The organism is Clostridium sp. D46t1_190503_E9 (assembly GCF_015555225.1).
Taxonomy (GTDB): domain Bacteria; phylum Bacillota; class Clostridia; order Clostridiales; family Clostridiaceae; genus Clostridium.
On the sequence record NZ_JADNKB010000007.1, the window covers coordinates 26,597 to 49,768 of the forward strand.

Genomic DNA, 23,172 nt, shown 5'->3' on the forward strand with positions numbered 1-23,172 from the left:
TATATCAATATTGTGTCAGTTATTCAATTTATATAAATATCTTTACATATTTTTTGTTAAATTGTCTAACATTTCCTTATAAAATCCTAATGCCGTTTCTTTCTTTATTTCCAAACTTCTTACTGCAAAATATGGCTTTTCCCCAAACATTAAAAATACCTTATCTTTATAATTTTCTAACAAGTATTTATATATGATATTTAAGTTCTTAATTCCATCCGCAAATATAAACTTAACTTCCTTTGGTGTTTCCTTTATTTCTTCAATAGAAATAAGTTTTGCCCTACTCTTAATATAAGCTATATCCATTAAATTATATACAGGGTCTGGAATTTCTGAATATCTATCTTCAAGTTCAGATTTTATATCCATATAATCTTCTAATCCATCAATAGCAGCAATCTTCTTGTATATTTCTATTTTTTGAATTTCATCTTCAATATAAGTTCCTGGTATATATGCATCTACCTTTATATCTACTGTAGTTTCAATAGGCTCTTTCTCTATTTCACCCTTAATAATTTTTATTGTATCTTCTAGCATTCTACAGTATAAATCATATCCTATTGCAGCCATGTGACCATGTTGAGCTGAACCCATCATATTTCCAGCCCCTCTTATTTCTAAATCTCTCATTGCTATCTTAAAACCTGATCCAAGCTCTGTGAAATCCTTAAGAGCTTTTAATCTCTTTTCAGCTACCTCTGTTAATATTTTATCTTTAGTATACATAAAGTAAGCATATGCTATTCTATTTGACCTTCCAACTCTACCTCTTAATTGATAAAGTTGCGATAATCCCATTTTATCTGAATCATGAATTATCATAGTATTAACATTTGGTATATCTATACCTGTTTCTATAATTGTTGTACACACTAAGATATCGTAATCCTTATTCATAAAGCTTACCATTTCTTTTTCAAGTTGTCTTTCAGTCATTTGCCCATGTATTATTCCAACTTTACATTCTGGAACTAATTCACTAATGTATTTAGCCATGCCTTCTATACTTTCAACCCTATTATAGACATAGTAAACTTGACCGCCTCTATTTACTTCTCTTAATATAGCATCTCTTACTAGTTGATCATTTTGCTCCACTACATAAGTTTGTATTGGATATCTCTCTTCTGGTGGTGTCTCTATTACAGATATATCTCTTGCTCCTGTTAATGACATATGAAGAGTTCTTGGGATTGGTGTTGCACTTAAAGTTAATACATCAACATTTTTCTTTAATCCTTTTATTTTTTCTTTTTGAGCAACTCCAAATCTTTGCTCCTCATCTATTATTAGAAGTCCTAAGTCCTTAAAAACAATATCCTTAGAAACTAATCTATGAGTTCCTATTAATATATCCACATTCCCTTCTTTTACAGCTTGAAGTGTTGCTTTTTGCTCTTTTGCACTTCTAAATCTACTTATCATATCTATTTTTACTGGAAAATCTGAAAATCTCTTTGTCATGTTTTTATAATGTTGCTCTGCCAGTATAGTTGTAGGTACTAGGAATGCTACTTGCTTACCATCCATAACAGCTTTAAATGCTGCTCTAATAGCAACCTCAGTTTTTCCATACCCAACATCACCGCATAGAAGTCTATCCATAGGTTTATCAGTTTCCATATCATGCTTAATTTCTTCTAGAGATGTTAATTGATCTGGAGTTTCCTCAAACGGAAATTCATCTTCAAACTGTTTTTGCCACTCTGTATCTTTTCTAAACTTATATCCCTTTAAAGTAGCCCTTGTAGCATAAAGCTTAACCAAATCTTCTGCTATCTCATTTATAGATTTTTTAACTTTTGCTTTTGCTTTATTCCATTCATTACTTCCAAGTTTATTTACCTTAGGAGTTTTACCTTCACTTCCTATATACTTTTGAACTAAATCTAACTGATCAACAGGGACATATAATTTATCACCTTTATCATAAACAATATCTAAATAATCTCTTGTATGTCCACCAACTTCAATTTGCTTTATTCCTTTATAAACACCAACTCCATGATTAGCATGAACAACATAATCTCCAAGCTTAAGCTCTGCAAAGCTTTTTATTTTCCCTATACCTTTTCTTGAACTAGCCTTTTTAGATATTTTTCTTTTAGCTTCTCCAAAAACATCTTTATCTGATATTACACACAGTTTTAAATCAGGATACTCAAAACCTTTTAATAGATTTCCGAAGGTAATAACAACCTCTCCAAACTCTATTGATTTTATATCCTCTCTGTAAGAACTTTCAATTTCCCTATCTCTTAATGTATTTACAAGTCTTTCTCCCCTAGTCCTTGTTCCCGATAATATTATCGTCTTATATCCCTTTGACTTTTTCTCTTTAATATCATCTATTAACAAATCTAATTGACCTTGATAGCTATTTAGAGTTGATGCATTAAATGAATATCTTTCTATAGGATTTAAAATTTTACTATTAACAGCAAATACATCTAAAGTTATTGATTTTTGAGATTCTAATTTTTCAATTAAATCATCTTTATTTAATAAAAGCTTACTTTGAGATGGTAAAATTCCTCCTCTTTGTAAAAAAGCTTCATAATTTTCACTAAATTCAAAATAACAACTATCTAGCTTACCTTCGCATTTCTTAACATCATCAATTATATATACATAATCTTTTACATAGTTAAAAAAGCTATCTGTCTTATCATAGAAATAAGGTAAATAACTGTCTAAAGTTTCAAATGTTAAAGTTTCTGTTAAAGATTCTATATTAGCACTTATAATTGATTCTAACTTTTGGATTCTTTCGTCATTCCCTTTATTCTTATCCTTAATTTCTTGGAATTCTTTTAAAATAGCTTCTTTTCCTCTATTTAATGCTTCTTCATTTAGTATAATTTCTTTTGCTGGGAATATTTCAATATTGTCAACCTTTTCAATACTTCTTTGTGATTCGGTATTAAAAGTTCTTATAGACTCTATTGAATCTCCAAAAAGCTCTATTCTATATGGATAGGTAGATATTGGTGGAAATATATCAAGAATTCCTCCTCTTAAAGAGAATTCTCCTTTTCCTTCTACAGATTCTACCCTTTCATAACCGCTTTCTAATAGTTTTTTAGATAAATCCTTAAAATTAACATCATCATCTACACTTAATTTAAAGGTATATTCCATAAATAATTCTTTAGGAGTATAAACTGATGTTAAAGAATCTATTGATGTTACTATTATTTTATTTTTATTATCTAAAATTTCTTTTATTACCTTTAGCCTTGCCCATCTTAAATCTCCTGAAATAGCATCTATATTATAAAAAACTACCTCTTTTGCAGGAAAATAATAAATATCATTCGTATAAAAACTTAAGTCTTCATATATATTCTTAGCTTCCATATCGCTATGTGTAAGTATTATCATAGGAGAATCTATACTTTCATATATCCCAAAAATACCATAGCTTTTTCCTGAATCCGATAATCCATTTATATTAATCGGGTATCTTCTTTTATTAATACCCGCTATTATTTCACTAAAAGTAGAGTCATCTCTTAAAGGTTGTAGTACCCCCTTTAATCTCATTAATATACACCGTCCTTAATCTATTCTTTTTTTGATGATTTAAACCCATTAAATTTATTCATTGCTTCCTTTGTTCCATCTTTTATTATAACTTCTACGGATTTTGAAGAGGCATCTATAACTTCCATCAAACTATCCATTTCTTCTTTGTTAAATCTGCCCAAAACATGAGATACTAAATCACCTGTAGGTTGTCCTACGCCTATTTTAATCCTCGGAAAAATATCTGTGCCCATATTTGCTATTATACTCTTTATACCATTATGTCCACCAGCACTTCCTTTTTCCCTAATTCTAAGTTTTCCAACTTCTAAACTAATATCATCATATATAACTATAACTTCATCATTTTCTAATTTATAAAAATTTATAACTTCTCGTACACTTTCACCACTTAAATTCATATAAGTTGTTGGCTTCAACAAAATAACCTTATTATTATTTATAAATCCTTCTCCGTATACTCCTTTAAATTTTGTCCTATTTACATCTATATTATACTTATCTGAAATATAGTCTATAGCCTCAAATCCTATATTATGTCTAGTTCCATCGTATTCTTTTCCTGGATTTCCTAATCCGACAATCAAAAACATATTATGCAGCCTCCTAATTGCTATTAGCATATTTATTATTATACTAGCTTTTTACAATAATAAAAGTACTTAAAATAAAATTGCAACCCTTAAATAGAGCTGCAAACAATTATATTTATTTTTATTTATTATAAATCTTTATTTCTAAGTCTTTTACTTCACCAGAACGCATTACTTTACATTTTAATATGTCTCCTGGTGCTTTATTTTTTAATATTTCAGATATTTGACTAATACTAATTATCTTTTCTCCATCAATTTCAAATATTATATCTGTAGGACGTAGCCCAGATTTATATGAACTTCCCTCTTGGTTAATTGCTGCAATATAAAAACCAGCTGCGTCAGTATACTCTTCACCGTTAATAAATCCTCCTTCTGAAATACCTAGCATATCTTTTATCTTATTTGTTGAACTTATTATTTCCTCTAGAGAACTAAAATCAACAGCATAGTATAGTCCATTTTGATTCATCTCATTCGTTATTTTATAACTGGCAATACCTATAATTTCTCCATTTATATTACTTATTATTCCTCCAGTATTCATAGCTGTTACTGGAGTACTAATTTCTAATAACTTATGCCTAATATTATTAGTATTTATGCTTCTATTAGTTGCTGTTACTATTCCTGGTATTATATTATCTATGTAATCGCTACCAGTGGAATTACTAATAAGAAGTATCCTGTCTCCTTCTAATATATCTGATTTTGCTACAAATTTAATTGGTGTTAATTCCTCATTATAATTCACTTGTATAAGCGCAATATCTATATCTTCATCTGCTACAACTATTTTAGCCTCTATAGGCTTAACCCCTGTAGATGGCAATTTTACATATATATTTTTAAAAGCCTTTATTTTTGAATAGCTTGTTAATATCTTCCCATCACTTTCTATTATTACTCCAGTTGTATTACTGTCAAAATATTTATTTTGTGTTAAATTAACCTCACTATCGCTTATTGTTACTAGAGATTGTTTTACTTTTTCTATCAATTCAGAATACTCTAAAGAAACAGTACCTTTTTCTGATTTATCATTGATTTCATTAATTAAATCTCTATATTTGCTTTCAATAAATAAACTTGAAAATAGTGCCCCTGATAATCCTGCTATAATTAATAAACTTAAAAACTTACTAAGCATCTTAATGTTAGATTTTGTTCTCTTTCTTTTAAATTTTATTGAAGGGAAGCTTTCATTTACCAACTCATCTTTATCACTAAATCTATCCTTCAACTTTTTATTCATAAAACCCCTCCTCCAACATTAACTTTATTTAATCGATCTTTTAAGTGTAAAAGTAAACTTAACACCTTTTCCTTCTATGTTGTTAAACCAAATATCTTGATTGTGCTGAGATAATATCAATCTGACTATCGGTAGTCCTAGTCCTGTACTTATTTTATTGGTTCTAGCCTTATCCATCTTGTAAAACCTTTCCCATATTTTATTAACATCCTCTTTAGGGATATTTGGCCCACTATTAAATATACTAACATATACAACTTCACCCTTTGCATATGTTTCTATTTGTATCTTTCCATATTCATCTCCATATTTTATGGCATTTTCAAGAAGATTAGTTACAACTTGTATTATTCTATCTCTATCACCCATACAGTATTCATGACTATCACTAAATATGACCTCAACTTTAATTTTTTTATCATTTATCTTTCCTTCTAGATTTAATGCACATAATGTTATTATTTCATTTATATCTAACTTAGTCATTTTTAACTTAAACTTTCCTGATTCCATAGTTGATATATCTAACAAATCATTCACAAGCCTTGATAATCTACAAACTTCATCATTTACTATATTCAAATAATAATTTTCTTTATCTTTCGGAATAACCCCATCAATAATACCTGTTATGAAACCTTTAATTGATGTTATTGGAGACCTTAATTCATGCGATACATTTGAGATAAATTCACGTCTCACATTATCGACCTTTTCTAAAGATTCTGCCATTACATTGAATGAATTTGCTAATTCTCCTATTTCATCATCTGAATCTATATAAACTCGCTTCTCTACCTCACCCTTTGCTAGTTTCTTAGCTGCACTATTAATTTCAGATAAAGGATTTATTAATATTTTTCGAGAGAAATAGTATGCAATTACACTCGATAAAATAACAGCACCTAATACAGATATCCATATCACACTATATAAATCTTTTAAAGCTCTATCACTTTCAATGTCTTCGAAAACTACTACTATACCTTTAAAGCTTTCTTCATTAAATAATGGAGTTGAATAAAGCTTAAGTTTTTTATTAGATTTATCAAAAAAATTTTTTTCTAACATCTGCCCAGATTTTAATATTTTTAAATCTGAATCAGATATGTCTATTTTTTTATACATTAAGTGCCCAAGACTCTCATCAGATACGGCATATACATAACCTTGATTATCTAAAATTATAGAATCCATATCAACAGAAATTTTTATTATATTCATTACACTTTTTAAATCATCATACCTAGTTTCACTATTTTCATTTAAAAATTCTTCTGTAGAACCTTGAATTATATCCATGTATTTACTTATACGTTCAGATCTTTCAATTGAATATTCTCTATTAATCCAAGTTGATAAAACCATTCCTATCAATATTAATACTATTACTGTAATAGATGAAAAGGTAATTAAAATTTTATATATTACACTTTTCTTTTTCATCATTTCACCTCAAATTTATATCCAACACCCCAAACAGTTTCTATTTGCCAATTTTCTCCGCAACTTATTTTTTCTCTTAATCTTTTAATATGAACATCAACAGTTCTAGAATCTCCTGGATAATCATATCCCCATACTTCACAAAGTAGCTGTTCTCTTGTAAACACCTTATTTTTATTGCTTGCTAAATAATGAAGTAGTTCGAATTCTTTAGGCGGCATTTTTATTTCAACACCTTTATAAACAACATTATAAGAATTTGCATCTATAACTAAATCTGAATAATTTATTATTTCAGTATTCTTTTCATCATAATTATATCTTCTCATAACAGCTTTAACTCTTGCCAAAAGTTCTTTCGGCTCAAATGGCTTCACTATATAATCATCGGCCCCTAGTTCTAAAGCTAAAACTTTATCAAATGTGTCCCCCTTTGCAGTCAACATTATCACCGGGATTTCACTTGATTTTCTAATCCACTTTAAAACCTCTATTCCATCCACTCCAGGTAGCATAATATCTAAAAGTATTAAGTCTGGCTTAAAATCTCCAAAAGCAATGCAAGCCTCTCTTCCATTATGACATCTTCTAGTTTCATATCCTGAGCTTATTAAATACATATTTATTACTTCACATATGTTTTCATCATCGTCAACAATTAATACTCTACCTAATCTATTATCCATAATAACACCGTCCTCATGTTTATTATAATTCATTTATATCCTATATAAAAATTATTATATTAATTATAAACAATAATTAATAATTGTTACAAATTATTAATCATTGACATAATTAATAGGCCTCTAAAAAGTTTGTGCTTTTTAGAGGCCTTTTATCCCATTATGTATTAAACTTCAAATAATTTGCTTATTGGTTCATCATCATATATTCTCTTTATTGCTTCTGCAAATAATGGTGCTACTGATAATGATTTAAATTTCACTAAACCATCTTTTTCAGGTAACTTAATTGTATTTAACATAACTAACTCTTCTATTGCAGAATTATTAATTCTTTCGAAAGCAGGACCTGATAAAACTCCATGAGTACAGCATGCATAAACATTTTTAGCACCCAAATCTTTTAATGCATTTGCTGCATTTGCTATAGTTCCTGCAGTATCTATCATATCATCTATTAAGATACACTTTTTACCTTCAACATCACCTATTATGTTCATAATTTCTGATACATTTGCCTTTGGTCTTCTCTTATCTATAATTGCTATTGGTGCATGTAATCTATCAGCAAACTTTCTTGCTCTAGTAACGCTTCCTAAATCAGGTGAAACAACTACAACATCATCTCTATCATCAAAGCCCTTTTCAACAAAATATTTAGCTAGTATTGGTGATCCTAATAAATGATCAACTGGTATATTGAAATATCCTTGAATTTGTGCTGCGTGTAGATCCATAGTTAATACTCTATGAGCTCCTGCTGCAGTTAAAAGATCTGCAACTAATTTAGCTGTTATTGGGTCTCTTGACTTAGCTTTTCTATCTTGTCTCGCATATCCATAATAAGGCATAACAACTGTAATTCTACCTGCTGAAGCTCTCTTAAATGCATCTATCATTATTAAAAGTTCCATTAAATTATTGTTAACTGGTGAACTAGTTGATTGAACTAAGAACACATCTGTTCCTCTTACAGTTTCTGCTATATCAACTGATATTTCTCCATCACTAAAAGTTGAAACCTTAGCTTTACCTAATGGCAAACCTAAAATGTCAGCAATTTCTTTTGCTAATTCTGGATGTGAGTTTCCAGTAAATATTTTAATATTTTTTCCATGGGTTATCATTGTGTGAAGACCTCCTTAAAATTTTTGGCACTTTTGTTTATCTAAATAACTATTTGTTAGTAAGACCTTTTTTAGCCACCCAACCTTCAATATTCCTTTGTTTTGCTCTTGCTACTGCAAGTTCTCCTTCTTTTACATCATTAGTAATTGTTGAACCTGCAGCTATATATGTGTTATCTTCAACATTAACTGGAGATACTAAATTAGTGTTGCAACCTATAAAGCTATTGTTCCCAATTTTAGTTTTATGTTTCTTTTGTCCATCATAATTAACAACTACTGTTCCACAGCCAAAATTACAATTTTCACCTACAGAAGCATCACCTATATATGTTAAGTGTGATACCTTAGTATTATTCCCAATAGTTGATTTTTTAATTTCTACAAAATCCCCTATTCTTGCTCCAGATCCAATTACAGATTCTGGTCTTATATATGCAAATGGGCCTACTGTAGTACTTTCACCAATTTGGCTATCAATAATAACTGAAGATTGAATTTCTACATTATTTGAAATTATACTGTTTGATATTCTTGAATTTGGATATAAAATAACACCTTCTCCAATTTTAGTGTTTCCTTCTAAAACATTACCTGGATAGATGATTGTATCTCGTCCTATTTCTACATCATCACCTATATATGTAGTGCTTGGATCTATTAATGTTACGCCGTTTATCATATGTTTTGTATTAATTCTATTTCTTAATATTCCTTCTGCTTCTGATAATTGTACTCTTGAATTAACACCTATAGTTTCTTCATAATCAATTACAACTGCTCCTACTTTTTTACCCTCTTCTTTTAATATTCCAATAACATCTGTTAAGTAATATTCACCTTGGTTATTATTATTAGATAATTTATCTAATGAATTTAAAAGCATTTCTATATCAAAGCAATATATCGCTGCATTCATTTCATTTATTTTTAGCTCTTCTTCAGTACAGTCTTTATGCTCAACTATTTTTAAAACTTCATCATTTTCTCTAACGATTCTTCCATATCCAGTTGGATCTTCAACTATTGAACTTAATAATGTAGCACTATTATTATTTTCTATATGTGTTTTAAATAAATTATCAACTGTTTCGGCTTTTATTAAAGGTGCATCACCACAAAAAACTCCTACAACACCTTTTTTACCTCTTAAAAAATCAATAGCACATTTTACCGCATGACCTGTACCTAATTGTTCATCTTGTAATGAATAACTGACATTTCTGGATGAAGTTTTTTCTTTTACAAGCTCTGCTCCTTTTCCAATAATAACATTTATATCATCTATATTAGCTTTTCTCATAGTATCTATAACATGATTAACCATTTCTTTACCACATACTTTATGTAAAACCTTTGGCAAATCAGATTTTATTCTAGTTCCTTGTCCAGCTGCTAAAATTAATGCACATTTATACATAAAAAAACACCTCTCTATAAAATGTTAAGGACAAATTTATAATTAATTAAAAAAATGTTCGTAAACATCTCATTCTATTATATTGTATTAGAAAAAGTATTTCAACCTATTTATCCTTTCATATATATCTACTATACCTATATATTTTGTGAATTTCATCAACATATATCAACACAAAAATAAAGTTTTACAAAAAAAATAAAAGGGTTAACCCTTTTATTTTTAAATAACATATTTTAGCCAACTACTTCCTCAGAATCCTCTTCAAGCTTAGCTTTTTCATAAGCTTCAAGTATTGAATTCTGAATCTTTTCTCTAGTGTCTGTGTTAATAGGATGTGCTATATCCTTAAACTCTCCATCTGGTGTCTTTCTACTTGGCATAGCTATAAATAATCCATTTTGTCCTTCGATTACCTTGATGTCATGAACTACAAATTCGTTGTCAAATGTAACAGAAACTATAGCCTTCATTTTTCCATCGGAAGCTATCTTTCTAATTCTTACATCGGTTATTGTCATCGCACTACACCTCCGTTGCTCTGATAGATATAAAATTCTATAAAAAATATAAAAATCCTTCTTTTATTTAAAAATTTTTTAAATTTTTTAAAAATTTACAACTTTGTGTAACTTAACCGTATTTTTTTTAATTATTTATCAAATTTGAAGGTCTAACCTCTAAATCTTTTGATTCACCTAGATGTCTTAATTCTACTATAGATATATAATTATCAACTCTTTTTTGAGCCACTCCTATGTTATCTACTAAAACTCCAATTCCTATTAATTCACTATCAAATTCTTTTAATAAATCCTTTATTCCTTGTGCAGTTCCACCACCTCTTAAGAAATCATCTATAAATATACATTTACTTTTCGTTCTCATTGATTTCTTTGAAAGCGACATCTGTTGAATTCTTCCGCTAGTACCTGACACATAATTTATTGTAACAGTCGATCCCTCTGTTACTTTGTTATCTCTTCTTATTATAACTAGTGGAATTCCTAAATTTCTTGCAACTTCATAAGCAAGTGGAATTCCTTTAGTTTCAACTGTAACGACATAATCTACGTCCTTATTATAAAATACCGAAGATAATATAACTCCAGCTTTACTTATAATTTGTGGATTATACATTAAATCTGTCATGTATATAAAGTTTCCTGGAACAATTCTACTTTCATCTTTCAACATTTCACATAAATCTTCAGCAAATTTTTTTCTACTTTCATTTTCTATTCCAGGAATATATTTTATTCCCCCTGCTGCTCCAGCTATTGTTTCAACTTTTCCCATTTCTAATTTTTCTAAAATTTCTCTTACAATTACTATATCTTCACTTATGGTTGATTTTGCTGCATTTAATAAATCTGAAAACTTATTTAATCCAATGACCTTATTTGGGTTCTCAGTTAAAATTTTTGTAATGGCCACTACTCTGCTATTTCTACTTAGCTTTTCCAAAATATATCACCTACAATTTTAATTTTTTCCGAATTATTCGTTAGTTTCAAGCATCTAATATTCATATTTTATTCTATATTTTTCTCAATATCAATAGATTTTAATCAGTTATCTCCTATTTAACTTATAATTATTATTTTTTTAATAAAATTTTATCAATTTAATTAATATAAAGCTTTTTTATGTGTTCATTTTCTTAAATTTGTATATAATTATAAGGTGATAACTATTTACAGTAATTTTTATAAAAGAATTCTTAATAATAAAGGGGTTGATTTTTTGTCTTTTGATTTAAGCAAAGATATAAATAAGAAAGTTCATTTTGTAGGTATTGGCGGCATTAGTATGAGCGGACTTGCTGCACTTTTGCTAACAAAGGGGTTTAAAGTATCCGGTTCTGATTCTAAAGAATCTGAAATTACTAATAAATTAAAATCTGAAGGTGCCGAAATTTACATAGGTCATGATAAAAACAACTTAAAAGATGTAGACTTAGTAGTTTATACAGCTGCTATTCCATCAGATAATCCAGAAATAATTGAGGCTAAGGATAAAAATATCGACCTTATGGATAGAGCTGAATTTCTAGGTTTAATAATGAAAGGTCATAAATATAATGTTGCTATATCAGGTACACATGGAAAAACCACTTGTACATCTATGCTTTCACATGTGACTTTAAAAGCTAACTTAGATCCTACAATATTAGTAGGTGGTGACTTAGATGTAATTAACGGTAACTTCAAAATAGGAGATAGTGAATATTTCATAACGGAAGCTTGTGAATATAAAGAATCATTTTTAAAATTTCATCCTTATATAGGAGTTATTTTAAATATAGATGCAGATCATCTAGATTATTATAGAGATTTAAATCACATAAAGGAGACTTTTGAAAAATTCTCAAACATAATACCAAGTGATGGATATTTAATAGGTTATTGTGAAGATGAAAATGTAAATGAAATATTAAACAAAGCTAAATGCAATACAATGAGTTATGGTATAAATAAAGGTGATGTAAGAGCTACAAATATATCTTTTAATAATAAAGGTTGTGCAAGCTTCACTGTATGTAAAGATAATAATGAGTTATTCGATGTAACTTTAAATACTACTGGTAAGCACAATATATTAAATGCCCTATCAACTATCTGTGTTGGATTAATATTTAATATACCTTACACTTCAATAATAGAAGGATTAAGAGAGTGTAAAGGCGCACATAAAAGATTTGAATATAAAGGTGAATTTAATGGTGCTACAATAATTGATGATTATGCTCATCATCCAGTTGAAATTAAGGCTACTTTAGATACAGCAACAATAATACCTCATAAGAATATTTATGCTGTATTCCAACCACATACTTATACAAGAACAAAAACTTTATTTGACGAGTTTACTGGATGCTTCTCCGATGTAGACGAACTGTTACTTATGGATATATATGCTGCAAGAGAAAAAGATAATGGTATAGTAAACTCAGAACAACTTGGAGATGCAATAAGAGCTAAAGGAATTAAATGCACTAATATTCATAGCCATGAAGAAGCTGCAAACTATTTAAAAAATGTAGCTTCCAATGACGATATTATTTTAACTATTGGTGCTGGAGATGTAGTAAAAGTTGCAGATATAATGTTGAAATAATTATTATTTCAATTTAAACTTATATTATTGTCTTATTAACAAATACTATAAGAAGTAGAATTATATGATTTCTTCATCTATAAATCTACTTCTTATAGTTTTTTTGCCATCTTTTGACTAATATACTAATAATATTGATATTATTTGCTTTTTATGTTTATTTTTGAGCAAGTTTATTTTATAATTTACGAGAACTACAAGTACTATTCTATGATTTTTTTATTATTTAAAATCTTACATAGTACAAATATTAAAATAGAGGTGATTTTATGGATTTATCAAATAAGATTAAAAACGCTGCAGATTTTATAATGGAAAAGTCTAAATACAAACCAGAAATAGGTTTAATTTTAGGTTCAGGATTAGGCTCATTAGCTGATTCTATAGAAAACCCTGAATTTTATCCTTACGAAGAACTTCCTCACTTCCCAATATCAACAGTTGAAGGTCACGCTGGAAGATTAGTTGTTGGTATGTTAAATGGAAAATGTGTTGTTGCAATGCAAGGAAGATTCCACTACTATGAAGGATATTCTTATAACGAAGTAACATTCCCAGTTAGAGTTATGAAATTACTTGGTGTTGAAAAATTAATTGTTACTAATGCTGCTGGAGCAGTAAATACAAGTTTTAAGCCTGGTGATTTAATGCTTATAAATGATCATATTAATTTCTCTGGTGACAACCCACTAATAGGTGCAAATCTTAAAGAATTTGGTCCTAGATTCCCAGATATGTCAAATGCATATAACTCAGAACTTATAGGTAAAGCTTTAAATGTAGCTAAGGATTTAAAAATAGATATTAAACAAGGTGTTTATATGATGTTTAGTGGTCCAACTTATGAAACTCCTGCTGAAGTAAGAATGGCAAGAATACTTGGTGGTGATGCAGTAGGAATGTCTACAGCTCCTGAAGTAATAGTAGCAAACCATTCTGGAATGAAAGTTTTAGGAATTTCTTGCTTAACTAATATGGCTGCTGGAATTCTTGAACAACCATTAAATCATGAAGAAGTAGTAGAAACTTCTAATATGGTTAAGGAAAAATTCACTACATTTATGAATAAAATAATTGAAGTAATATAACTTTAAATAAATTAATTAATTTATTTATACACATAAGAAGAAATCGATATAAATTATACACATAAGAAGAGATCGATATAAACGAAGGAGAAATAAAATTGGAAAGATTAGTTGGAATAATAGGGGTCGTAGTTATAATCGGAATAGCTTTTTTACTTTCAGAAAACAAAAAGAAAATTAATTGGAAACTTGTAATAACTGGATTAATATTACAAATTGTATTTGCAATATTAATCTTAAAAGTTCCAGTTGGTAGAACAATTTTTGAAGGTGCTAGTAATGCAATAACAAAATTATTAGACTTTACTAAAGAAGGTACGGACTTTTTATTTGGTCCACTTGCAGATTCTAATGGAATAGGATTTGTATGGGTTGTTCAAATATTACCTACAATAATATTCTTTTCTGCATTAATGGGAGTATTATATTATCTTGGAATAATGCAATTTATAGTTAAGTTTATTGCTAAATTTATTGGAAAATTACTTGGAACTAGTGGATCTGAAACCTTAAGTGCAGTTGGTAACATCTTTTTAGGCCAAACAGAAGCACCGCTCCTTGTTAAACCATTTGTTAAAGACATGACTCGTTCAGAACTTTTAGCTATAATGGTTGGTGGTATGGCTACTGTTGCTGGTGGTGTTATGGCGGGATATGTTGCTATGGGTGTAAATGCTGGGCATCTACTAGCTGCAAGCATTATGGCTGCTCCTGCTGGATTAATACTTGCTAAAATTTTAGTTCCAGAAACAGAAGAAAGTAAGACTAAAAATTCAACTGACATTTCAGTCGAAAATACAGCTTCTAATATAGTTGAAGCTGCTGCTAATGGAGCAAGCGATGGTTTAGGATTAGCATTAAATGTCGCTGCTATGTTACTTGCATTTATAGCTTTATTAGCTCTTGTTAACTTTATAATTGGAGCTATTGGTGGCCTATTTGGATTCCCAGAGCTAAGTTTTCAATGGATTCTAGGAAAGTTATTTTCCCCATTAGCCTTTGTTATGGGAGTTCCTACTGTTGATATATCAGCCGCTGGAAGCTTACTTGGTCAAAAAATAATATTAAACGAATTTGTTGCTTATTCTGAACTTGCAAATCTAATAAAACTTGATATGTTACAACCAAAAACTACAATGATATTAACATATGCATTATGTGGATTTGCTAACTTTAGTTCTATAGCAATACAAATAGCTGGTATAGGTGGATTAGCTCCTGATAGAAAAGGAACTATTGCTAAATTAGGCTTTAAGGCTCTTATTGGGGGAGTGCTTGCAACATGTTTAACAGCCACAATAGCAGGAATATTATTTTAAATAAACAATATTTAAATCTTAAAATTAACTATAAAATTTATTCAATTTCAAGTAGGATTTATTGCCTTAAAGAAGTTAATATCTTATTTTTTATAAATGGTCTCACGAAATGTGAGACCATTTTAATTTTATATTATAGTTATATCCTTAGTTACTGAATTTAGAACTTCACATCCATCTTTAGTAACTAACACTAAATCTTCTATTCTTACACCAAAGTCATCCTTTAAATATATTCCTGGTTCAATTGAGAATATCATTCCTTCTTTAATCTCCTCATGATTTGATGAACTAACATCCCCAAAATCATGATCTTCTATTCCAATACTATGTCCTGTTCTGTGAGTAAAATATTCTCCATAACCAGCATCTTCAATATAATCTCTTGCTGCCTTATCTATATCAGAGAACTTCATTCCTTCTTTAACCTTACTTATAGCATTTAAATTTGCTTCTTTAACTATATTATAAATTTTTGCATGTCTTTCATTTGGTGCTTCGCCAAAAAATACAGTTCTAGTCATATCTGAACAATATGAATTATATACTCCGCCTATATCTATAACGATACTATGTCCCTTTTTTATAGTATCGTTACTAGAATGATGATGAGGATCTGCTCCATTAGGGCTAACAGCAATTATAGGTGAAAATGAAAATTCATTTACCCCATGCTTTTCATATAAATCTACTAATAAATTAGCATAATACTTCTCTGTCTTTCCTTCTTCTAATCTATCCCATAATTCAAGCATTACTTTATCATTTATTTCTGATGATTTTTTCATTAATGCAATTTCTTCTTGATCTTTTATCATTCTTAATCTATCAATAATAGGTGATGAATTAACAAAAGCTTTTGCTCCGTTATTATTCATAAGTTTTATTAAGAAATGTGCTGGCCAATTTTTATCCACACCTAATATACTCTCTTTATCCACAATTGTGCATAATATTTTTATAGGCTCTTCTATATCTGTGTACCAAACTAAATCTACTCCTAGGTCTTCATATATAGGAAATAGCTTATTCACTATAAGTTTATGATTTCCCTTTGTACTTAAATATAAAGCTATCATTCTTTCTCCAGGAGAAAACCACTTTCCTGTTAAGTAAAAAATAGCTGGAGGAGATGATATAATCATTTGATTTAATCCTTGCTCTTCCATTGCTTTTAAAACATTGTTAACTCTATTTAATTTCATATATTTTACCTCCTAATTTTTTTTCTATAAATATAATATACCTCATCATGTAGATAATATCTATTTATAATAATATTATTAAATTTATTTATAGCAAATATTTAAAATGATATAATATATATTATGCGATTAAAAATAAACCAAATAACTTATATATTTTAGATTTTACTTGAATATAAATAATTATATTCAGCATTTAATATGAAATTAATTTAATTATGCAATTTATTATTAAAACATATATATTTAAATACAATAATAGCTTTAAAATTATATATTTATTTAGGAGGATTATCTCATGAAAATAGCTGCAATTTCAGATATACACGGAAATATTTATTCACTAATGAAGGTCTTAGAAGATATTGATGAACAAAAGGTTGATTTAATAATTTGCCTTGGAGATTTAGTTGGCTATGGTCCTCACCCAAATGAAGTTATCGCTTTAATTAAAAGGAGAGAAATACCTTGTATAAAAGGTAATTATGATGCATCTGTAGTTGATGGAGGATTTACATTCATAAGAGATACTAGCATAAATTCCTTTGCACTTCCTTGGGCATGTGAAGAAGTTAGAGCCTCCAATAAATACTACTTATCACAACTACCAACATATTTAGACTATGATATTAATGGAGTTAAAATTAAATTTACTCACGGTAGTCCTAATGCTATAAATGAATATTTATTTGAAGATAAAGAAAATACTGAAAAGGTAATGAGTGAATTAGAAGAAGATATTTTAGTTTGCGCACATACTCATATTCCTTCATATAAAAAATTTAATAATAAAATATTTATAAATGTAGGAAGTGTTGGCAAACCAAAAATAGGTCGTCCAAACGCAACTTACTGTATACTTAATATTGATGAAGATAAAAATGTGGATGTTAAATTTAGAGAGCTAGAATATGAATTCAAAAGAATAGTAAAAGATTCTCAAATGCTCAATTTTCCTTCTCAATTAGTTTCCTCTTACGAGAGTGGAAATGAATAATAAAAAAATTGCTACGATTACATAACGTAGCAATTTTTTATTATTCTTCCCAACTACATTTTTTAGTATAATTAATTACCCCTACTACTATTAATTTAGACAAAATATTTTTATCCCCGTTATGACAATTTTTAAAAGCTTCACTATAGTCGGAACCTGCTTTAATTCCAAAATGCTTGCCATCTTTCCATTGAGGCATATCGCGCGTATCATATATAGTTCCATCTACAGCAATATATGCTGGCATTCCATTTTCTCCATTATATAAAGACAATTCTTCCTCAGTTAATTGAAGTAATTCTCCGTCTCTATTTTTATTATAAAAACTTACCTCCTCTAAGTATGAACTAATTTGATTACAAACTCTATCCATAACCTGTAATATATTTTCTTTATATTCTTTTGGATATGTTACTAACATACTTTTTAGCTGATTTAATTCAATAAATTTTTCTTCTAAAAACCCCTTATAATCCATATAATCCTCCATAAAATATTATCTAAAATTATATTATGATTTAAAGTTGCAAATGTTAGTGAATTGGTGTAAAATCGTAATAAACATTATAAATTTTATTACTATGACGAGAAGAGTAGCTATATGGAAGTAGTCTTAGCGAGTAAGGAATGGTGTGAGCCTTATACGAAGCCTTTAGTGAAGAACATCTCTGAGTTTCTAACCGAACAAGTGGAAATGAAAAACCCTTTTATTCAAGGTGTAAATTAGATTAAATTCTAAATTTTATATTCGCTTAAGTAGACTTAGACGGAATCAAACCGTTATTATTTGAATGACATTATTTGTGTCAGTAGAGTGGCTATTTATACGATAGCAATCTGGGTGGTACCGCGAAATTATCCTTTCGTCCCTATTTTAGGGATGAAAGGTTTTTTATTTTACAAAAAATTATGGTAGGAGGAACAATAATGGATAAAGTTATTTTAGTAAAATCACTTTACAGAAATCAAGATGAATATTTATCTAAAGAAATAAAAATTTCTGGTTGGATAAGAACTCTAAGAGCATCAAATGCTTTTGGATTTATTGAAGTAAATGACGGTACATTTTTTAAGAATGTTCAAGTAGTTTTTGATAATAAACTTGATAACTTTAAAGATGTATCAAAACTACCTATTAGCTCATCAATAACAGTTATAGGTACTTTAGTTGCAACTCCAGAAGCTAAGCAACCATTTGAAATTCAAGCTAAGGAAATAGTTATAGAAGGTTTATCTCAATCAGATTATCCACTTCAAAAGAAGAGACATACTTTTGAATATCTTAGAACTATTGCTCATTTAAGACCAAGAAGTAATGCATTTTCAGCTGTATTTAGAGTACGTTCAGTAGCAGCTTATGCTATCCACAAATTCTTCCAAGAAAGAGGATTTGTTTATACTCATACTCCATTAATAACTGGAAGTGACTGTGAAGGTGCTGGAGAAATGTTTAGAGTAACTACTTTAGACCTACACAATGTTCCAAAAACTGAAGAAGGTGCAATAGACTTTAAGCAAGATTTCTTTGGTAAAGAAAGTAACTTAACAGTATCAGGACAATTAAATGCTGAATGTTATGCTTTAGCATTTAGAAATGTTTATACTTTCGGACCTACTTTCAGAGCTGAAAATTCTAATACAGCAAGACATGCAGCTGAGTTCTGGATGATAGAGCCTGAAATAGCATTTGCTGATTTACAAGATGATATGGAATTAGCTGAAGATATGCTTAAATATGTTTTAGAATATGTTTTAGCTGAATGTCCAGAAGAAATGGCTTTCTTCAATCAATTTGTTGATAAAGGAATTCTAGATAGATTAAATCATGTTATGACATCTGACTTCGGAAAAGTAACTTATACCGAAGCAGTTGAAATATTAAAGAAAGCTGATAAGAAGTTTGAATACCCTGTTGAATGGGGAATTGATCTACAAACAGAACATGAAAGATATCTTACTGAAGAACACTTCAAGAAACCTGTTTTTGTAACTGATTATCCAAAGGATATAAAGGCATTCTATATGAGATTAAATGATGATGGAAAAACAGTTGCTGCAACAGATCTTTTAGTTCCAGGTATAGGAGAACTTATCGGTGGTAGCCAAAGAGAAGAAAGATTAGACATCTTAACTAAGAGAATGGCTGAACTTGGACTTAACGAAGAAGATTACTGGTGGTATTTAGAGCTTAGAAAATACGGAGAAACTAAGCACGCTGGATTTGGATTAGGATTTGAAAGACTTATTATGTATATTACAGGTATGTCAAATATCAGAGACGTAATTCCATTCCCAAGAACTACAGGTCAATCAGACTTTTAATATAGGAACCCCTAGTGAATATTATATTTACTAGGGGTTCTATATTAAAAGCACCATAATTTTATAATAACTATTTATCTATGAGACTATTTATAATTTTTTTATAAATGCACTAAGATATCATTTTTTTGTATTTTCCAAAGATATCCCCTCATGCTCTTCAAACCTTTTTAACTTAGGCGTATTAATAATCTGAGCTCCATAAATTCCGTTATGCCCTATTACATAATAACTAATAAATGCTCCAATTATATAATATGGTACAGCTTCTCCTCCAAATAAATTTATTCCAAGCATAATTGTAGTAAGTGGAGTATTAGTAGCACTCCCAAAAACACAAATCATTCCAATAGCTGCTAATAATGAAGGCTCTATATTAGTTAAGTTACCTATGGCACCACCTAAGGAAGCACCTATATCAAATAGTGGAGTAACCTCTCCCCCTTGAAATCCTGCCCCTAAAGTTAATATTGTTAGTATTAATTTCTTTATTGGATCTAAAATAGTTACTTCTCCTGAAAAACCGCTGTCAATAAGCCAAGTGCTTAGTCCTTCAAATTTATATAATCTAAATATTACAATTACTAATAAAACTACTATTGAAGATATTATTGCTCTATATATATTATTTTTTATATTTTTATTATAAAAGCCTTTAACTAAATGAATACCTTTTGCAAACATTCTTCCAAAAACCCCAAATAATATTGATGATATTATTACTATTAATAATGTATATATAGTAATACTTGGTACAGATTTTATTAAATGAACTGTATGATTTATACCTAATGATTCTGTAACAAAATTAGCCGCATACGAACTAATAAAGCAATATATCATTGCTTCATAGCTAAGCTTTCCTATAAAACATACTTCCATACCAAAAAATGTACCAGCAAGTGGTGTTCCAAAGACTGAGCCAAATGCAGCACTTATTCCTGACATAATTAGAATTCTTTTCTCCTTATGCTCCATTTTGAAAATATTAGCTACCTTATTTGTCAAGGCTCCTCCTATTTGAACTGCTGTACCTTCTCTTCCCGCTGATCCCCCAGATAAATGCGTTAATACAGTAAAAATAAATGTTAAGATTGCCATCCTAAATGGAACTTTTACCTCCTTATGAACACTTTCAATAATTAAATTGTTTCCTCTATTAGATCCATTCCCATACTTTGAATATGTATATGCTGTTAATACTCCTATTATAGGAATTAAAAAAATTAGATAAGGAAATCCCTCTCTTAAGGTTGTAACGAATTCTAATGATCTTAAAAATATTGCTGATATAATTCCCATTACAATTGAAACTATAATAGTTGAAATAGTTAATTTAAAAATTCTCATCTTTTGCCTACCTTTCCTTTTCATAAAAAAGTACATCTATATAAATTTATAAATAATAAAAAAGACTAATGCTCTACGATTAAATCATAGAAGTCATTAGTCTTAATTGACGGTTTAGATTTCTCATGGGAGAACTTCATTCCCAAAAATTATTCCTATTTTTTATTATTATAATACTAAAGTTTATGAAAATCAATCTATGCCTTTCTATATATTCTTTATATTTTCATATACCCTTCTATAATGAGAATAAGCTTCCTTATACGCTTCTACTGATTCTGCATTTGGATAATAGCATTCTTTTTCTTTTACTATTACTTTTACAGCATCTTCAAAAGAATTAAACCAACCTAATGAAACAGCTGCTATGATTGTAGCTCCAAGAGATGGACCTTCTTCTATTTTTAAAGATATTACCTTTTTATTAAATACGTTAGCTTGAATTTGAAGCCAATCCTTAGACTTAGCTCCTCCTCCTACGGAAATTATTTCTCTATCACTATCATCTTCATATATGCTAAAGCAATCCTTTAATGAGAAAGTTATTCCTTCAATTACTGCTCTTGCAAAATGATTTAAATCATGACTTTTATCTATTCCTATGAAAGTTCCTCTTATATTACTATCTGCATAAGGTGTTCTTTCTCCAACTATATAAGGAGCAAATAATAATCCATTAGATCCTTCTTTAACATTAGATACTCCGCTTAAAAGTTCATCAAAATCTTTATCCTTTGCAAAGGTATTTCTAAACCAGCTTAAAGAATCTCCAGCAGAAAGAGTTACCCCCATTGAGTAACAGCTATTTGGTAGTACATTATTAAACATGTGAAGTTTTCCACCATAGTTCTTGTATTCTTCTTCATATTTTAAATATACACCTGAAGTTCCTATACTTAATAAATCTCTATTTTTATTTATTATTCCTGAACCTAAAGCCGAACAAGGATTGTCTGATCCTGCTGGGAAGATTTTAATACTTCCTTTGGCATTTAACTTTTCCTTTAATTCTTCATTTAATTCTCCAACACATTCAGTTGAATTATATATCTTAGGATATTTATTTAAATCTAAATCTAAAAGATTTGCTATTTCTTCAGACCATTTTCCTTCTTTAATATTTAACATTTGTGTTCCAGCTGCATCAGATATATCTGTACATATGTTACCTGTATATTTAAATACTAAATAATCTTTAGGTAAACAGAACTTTTTAGTCTTTTCCCAATTTTCAGGTTCATTTTCTTTTACCCATAATACCTTTGGAAGCGTAAATCCTTCAAGGCTTTTATTCCCTGTGATTTCAATTACTTTTTCTCCAAAGTTATTCATTATATATTCACATTGCTTAGTTGTTCTTGTGTCATTCCATAGAATACTTCTTCTTATAGGTTTATTTTCATTATCTAATAATACTAAGCTATGCATTTGCCCTGATATACTTATAGCTCTTAATCCATCTCCACCTAAATCATTAGTTATTTTTTCCAAAACCTTAACTGAAGCATTATACCAATCTTCTGGCTCTTGTTCAGAATGTCCATCTCTATTATTGTATAAAGGATAACTTTCTGAATGCTTCAATACTACTTCTCCAGCTTTATCTAAAGCTATCCCCTTGATAGAACCCGTTCCTAAATCTAAACCTATAACATATTCCATAAAAATATCCTCCCAGTACTTAAT

Annotated in this window: 18 protein-coding genes, 1 riboswitch and 1 other annotated feature; of the genes, 5 read left to right on the top strand and 13 right to left on the bottom strand. The window is 29.0% G+C overall.

Going from position 1 to position 23,172, the window contains the following annotated elements; genetic code table 11:
- Positions 1 to 42: 42 nt before the first annotated feature.
- From mfd to purR, 9 genes are all read right to left on the bottom strand, one after another.
- Positions 43 to 3,552 (bottom strand): transcription-repair coupling factor, encoded by a 3,510-nt coding sequence (gene mfd, locus I2E83_RS09535; RefSeq protein ID WP_195429595.1) that lies wholly within the window; start codon positions 3,550 to 3,552, stop codon positions 43 to 45.
- Positions 3,553 to 3,572: 20 nt separating this feature from the next.
- Positions 3,573 to 4,148 (bottom strand): aminoacyl-tRNA hydrolase, encoded by a 576-nt coding sequence (gene pth, locus I2E83_RS09540; protein WP_195265944.1) that lies wholly within the window; start codon positions 4,146 to 4,148, stop codon positions 3,573 to 3,575.
- A 121-nt stretch (positions 4,149 to 4,269) separates the two neighbouring features.
- Entirely contained in the window at positions 4,270 to 5,406 is a 1,137-nt protein-coding gene (locus I2E83_RS09545) for a S1C family serine protease (protein ID WP_195265946.1), read from the bottom strand.
- Positions 5,407 to 5,430: 24 nt separating this feature from the next.
- The gene (locus I2E83_RS09550; RefSeq protein ID WP_195429596.1) at positions 5,431 to 6,852 is read right to left on the bottom strand and encodes a HAMP domain-containing sensor histidine kinase; all 1,422 of its coding nucleotides are present in this window, start codon (positions 6,850 to 6,852) and stop codon (positions 5,431 to 5,433) included.
- Positions 6,852 to 7,538: a response regulator transcription factor gene (locus I2E83_RS09555; RefSeq protein WP_195265948.1), complete on the bottom strand. Its 687-nt coding sequence runs from the start codon at positions 7,536 to 7,538 to the stop codon at positions 6,852 to 6,854. Before I2E83_RS09555 ends, I2E83_RS09550 begins: the two co-directional genes overlap by 1 nt.
- 167 nt (positions 7,539 to 7,705) lie before the next feature.
- Positions 7,706 to 8,665: a ribose-phosphate diphosphokinase gene (locus tag I2E83_RS09560; RefSeq protein ID WP_195265950.1), complete on the bottom strand. Its 960-nt coding sequence runs from the start codon at positions 8,663 to 8,665 to the stop codon at positions 7,706 to 7,708.
- A gap of 49 nt (positions 8,666 to 8,714) precedes the next feature.
- Positions 8,715 to 10,085: a bifunctional UDP-N-acetylglucosamine diphosphorylase/glucosamine-1-phosphate N-acetyltransferase GlmU gene (gene glmU / locus I2E83_RS09565; RefSeq protein WP_195265952.1), complete on the bottom strand. Its 1,371-nt coding sequence runs from the start codon at positions 10,083 to 10,085 to the stop codon at positions 8,715 to 8,717.
- Between the two features lie 236 nt (positions 10,086 to 10,321).
- Positions 10,322 to 10,606, bottom strand: a complete 285-nt coding sequence (gene spoVG / locus I2E83_RS09570; protein ID WP_008681625.1) for a septation regulator SpoVG — start codon at positions 10,604 to 10,606, stop codon at positions 10,322 to 10,324.
- A gap of 127 nt (positions 10,607 to 10,733) precedes the next feature.
- Complete coding sequence (gene purR, locus I2E83_RS09575) at positions 10,734 to 11,552, bottom strand: pur operon repressor (RefSeq protein WP_195265955.1); 819 nt, start codon at positions 11,550 to 11,552, stop codon at positions 10,734 to 10,736.
- A gap of 279 nt (positions 11,553 to 11,831) precedes the next feature.
- Here purR and murC point away from each other — a divergent pair, with 279 nt between their 5' ends.
- The 3 genes from murC (at position 11,832) to I2E83_RS09590 (ending at position 15,612) form a co-directional block, all read left to right on the top strand.
- Entirely contained in the window at positions 11,832 to 13,205 is a 1,374-nt protein-coding gene (gene murC, locus I2E83_RS09580) for a UDP-N-acetylmuramate--L-alanine ligase (protein ID WP_195429597.1), read from the top strand.
- Positions 13,206 to 13,474: 269 nt separating this feature from the next.
- Positions 13,475 to 14,293 (top strand): purine-nucleoside phosphorylase, encoded by an 819-nt coding sequence (locus I2E83_RS09585; RefSeq protein WP_195265959.1) that lies wholly within the window; start codon positions 13,475 to 13,477, stop codon positions 14,291 to 14,293.
- A gap of 98 nt (positions 14,294 to 14,391) precedes the next feature.
- Positions 14,392 to 15,612 carry a NupC/NupG family nucleoside CNT transporter gene (locus tag I2E83_RS09590; protein ID WP_195429598.1) on the top strand — a complete coding sequence of 407 codons (1,221 nt, stop codon included), beginning with the start codon at positions 14,392 to 14,394 and terminating at the stop codon, positions 15,610 to 15,612.
- A 128-nt stretch (positions 15,613 to 15,740) separates the two neighbouring features.
- On the opposite strand, the gene I2E83_RS09595 is transcribed toward I2E83_RS09590, so the two are convergent.
- Positions 15,741 to 16,817 carry an aminopeptidase P family protein gene (locus tag I2E83_RS09595; RefSeq protein ID WP_195429599.1) on the bottom strand — a complete coding sequence of 359 codons (1,077 nt, stop codon included), beginning with the start codon at positions 16,815 to 16,817 and terminating at the stop codon, positions 15,741 to 15,743.
- Between the two features lie 298 nt (positions 16,818 to 17,115).
- On the opposite strand from I2E83_RS09595, the gene I2E83_RS09600 reads away from it, so the two are divergent.
- Entirely contained in the window at positions 17,116 to 17,814 is a 699-nt protein-coding gene (locus I2E83_RS09600; RefSeq protein WP_195429600.1) for a metallophosphoesterase family protein, read from the top strand.
- A gap of 40 nt (positions 17,815 to 17,854) precedes the next feature.
- On the opposite strand, the gene I2E83_RS09605 is transcribed toward I2E83_RS09600, so the two are convergent.
- On the bottom strand, positions 17,855 to 18,292 hold the full coding sequence (locus I2E83_RS09605; protein ID WP_195429602.1) for a cytochrome b5 domain-containing protein: 438 nt from the start codon (positions 18,290 to 18,292) through the stop codon (positions 17,855 to 17,857).
- Positions 18,293 to 18,386: 94 nt separating this feature from the next.
- Positions 18,387 to 18,688, top strand: a binding site (T-box leader).
- Positions 18,689 to 18,741: 53 nt separating this feature from the next.
- On the opposite strand from I2E83_RS09605, the gene asnS reads away from it, so the two are divergent.
- Positions 18,742 to 20,136, top strand: coding sequence for an asparagine--tRNA ligase (gene asnS / locus I2E83_RS09610; protein WP_195265969.1), 1,395 nt, complete (start codon positions 18,742 to 18,744; stop codon positions 20,134 to 20,136).
- Positions 20,137 to 20,256: 120 nt separating this feature from the next.
- On the opposite strand, the gene I2E83_RS09615 is transcribed toward asnS, so the two are convergent.
- Both I2E83_RS09615 and xylB read right to left on the bottom strand, forming a co-directional pair.
- Entirely contained in the window at positions 20,257 to 21,486 is a 1,230-nt protein-coding gene (locus I2E83_RS09615; RefSeq protein WP_195265971.1) for a chloride channel protein, read from the bottom strand.
- 80 nt (positions 21,487 to 21,566) lie between these two features.
- Positions 21,567 to 21,639, bottom strand: a riboswitch (Fluoride riboswitch).
- Positions 21,640 to 21,693: 54 nt separating this feature from the next.
- A complete protein-coding gene (xylB, locus tag I2E83_RS09620) occupies positions 21,694 to 23,148 on the bottom strand; it encodes a xylulokinase (protein WP_195429603.1) in 1,455 nt (484 codons plus the stop codon).
- Positions 23,149 to 23,172 lie beyond the last annotated feature (24 nt).